The organism is Ruegeria sp. AG7, assembly GCF_056541545.1.
Map to the genome: position 1 here is coordinate 1 of NZ_JBQFYP010000052.1, position 1,044 is coordinate 1,044.

Annotated in this window: 1 protein-coding gene; it reads right to left on the minus strand. The window is 63.0% G+C overall.

The window, feature by feature from the left end; genetic code table 11:
* Nucleotides 1-1,044, minus strand: a 1,044-nt coding sequence (glyA, locus tag ACR0BF_RS20315) for a serine hydroxymethyltransferase (protein WP_480625670.1), incomplete at both ends; no start/stop codon positions are given.

The window sequence follows — 1,044 nt, forward strand, 5'->3', positions numbered from 1 at the left end:
GGCACGCCGTTCTTGTTGCAGGTGATATGCGCCCGGCCCAGGGCCTTTTCGGTGGCGTTGCCCTTGACGCCCTTGGGGCGCAGGTCAACCAGCACCACATGGGTGTCGGTGCCGTGGGTCACGGTGTCGAGCCCGCCCTTGATCAGCTGATCGCTGAGCGCCTGCGCATTGGTCACGACCTGCTGGATATAGCTTTTGAACTCGGGGCGCAGCGCCTCGCCAAAGGCCACGGCCTTGGCCGCGATCACATGCATCAGCGGGCCGCCCTGAATGCCGGGGAAGATCGCCGAATTCACTTTCTTAGCGATATCTTCATCATTGGTCAGGATCATGCCCCCACGTGGGCCGCGCAGGGTCTTGTGTGTGGTGGTGGTCGCCACATGCGCGTAGGGGAACGGGCTGGGATGCTCGCCTGCCGCGACCAGACCGGCGAAATGCGCCATGTCCACGTGCAGATAGGCGCCGACCATGTCGGCGATCTCGCGCATGCGGGCAAAGTCGATCTGACGCGGGATGGCCGAACCGCCCGCGATGATCAGCTTGGGGTTATGCTCTTTCGCCAGCGCCTCGACCTGATCATAGTCCAGCATGTTGTCCTGCTGGCGCACGCCGTATTGCACGGCGTTGAACCACTTGCCCGACTGGTTGGGCCGCGCGCCGTGGGTCAGGTGGCCACCGGCATCCAGGCTCATGCCCAGAATGGTGTCGCCGGGCTGGATCAGCGCCTGGAACACGCCCTGGTTGGCCTGGCTGCCCGAGTTCGGCTGCACATTGGCGAAACCACAGCCAAACAGCTGCTTGGCGCGGTCAATGGCCAGATTCTCGGCGATATCAACAAACTCGCAGCCCCCGTAATAGCGCCGGCCCGGGTAGCCTTCGGCATATTTGTTGGTCATCACCGAACCCTGCGCCTCCATCACGGCGGCAGAGACGATGTTCTCGGACGCAATCAGCTCGATCTCGTCGCGCTGACGACCCAGCTCAGACCGGATCGAGCCAAAAAGCTCAGGATCGCGGTCCGACAAGGACTGGGTGAAAAATCCG